The organism is Staphylococcus sp. 231237_7MaSpsaltlick (assembly GCF_043107035.1).
Map to the genome: position 1 here is coordinate 1 of NZ_JBICNX010000137.1, position 1,258 is coordinate 1,258.

The 1,258-nt window shown below is 32.4% G+C and carries 1 protein-coding gene; it reads right to left on the reverse strand.

Translation table 11 applies throughout. The annotated features are described in order from the left end of the window. On the reverse strand, positions 1-1,179 hold a 1,179-nt coding region (locus ACF91D_RS30410; RefSeq protein ID WP_392438471.1), incomplete at its 3' end, for an MFS transporter. Positions 1,180-1,258: the final 79 nt, after the last annotated feature.

Sequence of the window (1,258 nt, forward strand, 5' to 3'; positions counted from 1 at the left end):
GCCAGCACTTGCTAAACTGAATATTGAGCCTTGTACTGGTACGCCCGTCTTCCAATAAATGATATCTCCAACATCTGCGACAATACCGCTTAATGCTGCTGTAAAAGGTACTAATCCTATCCCATGAATAATTAATCCAACGACTAAAAGTATTAAGTTCTCTGAGAATATGCCCATCATAATATACGAAATAATAGATATAATTAATCCGATGATAATACTATTTTTGATGCCTATTTTTTCGGCAAATTGAGGTGCTACTAATAATCCTAAAATGGTAGGTAATAGTGTCGCTATACTCATAATTGCCATTACATTTGCGTCATTAAAAATGTACGTTGCGTAATAGATTCTCATACTATTATCCGTTTGTCTCAAATACCACAATAAATATAAGACTATTGTGATCAGGAAATATTTTTCAGTTATTAAAGATTTAATAATTAAACTAAATGGAATACGCTTTGTTTTTTTAACTTCACGATATTGCTTTTCGGCCACATTTCTTTCTTTTACAAAATAACCTGTAATCATTAATGGGATTGCACATAACAACGCGTATATAGCTGAAGTATATGTCCAACCTTGCTGATTATCGCCAAAACTTGTTACAAAATAGACTGTGAAAGTTGTTATACATAACACACTGATATTAGAAAATATGAAGCGTATACTTCCTAGTGAAATTCTATCTTTTTCATCTTTAGACATAAATGATACTAATGATGAATAAGCAACATTATTTGCTGTATAAAAAATAACTGAAATCAAAAAATATACGATAAAAATATATGCAATTTGACCTGTATAACTAAACGACGTTGGCACATTAAATAACATGAATGTTAAAACGCCCAATACAGGCGCTGTCCAAAAGACCCAAGGCTTGGCTTTACCCATTTTAGTGTTTGTATTATCTATAATACTGCCCATAAAAATGTCTGAAAAACCATCTGCAAAACGACAAAAAAGTATAATAGTTCCAATAACTGAGCCTGCTATACCTACTACATCTGTCATATAAATAATGATAAATGATGCAATAAAAGTCCAACTGTAATTAGCACCAAAATCCCCTACCCCAAATACAACTTTTTCAGAAGTGCGTAACTTAGTTGAACCATTAACTTGGCTTTCGTCAGCATAAGAACTATCCTGCGTACCCGAAATTTTATCCATTGAATTCCCCCTTTGCTAGTTGGTTTGTTTTTTAAATTAACTAACTAGCTTAAGTGAAATATTACCACTCCCCTTTGGT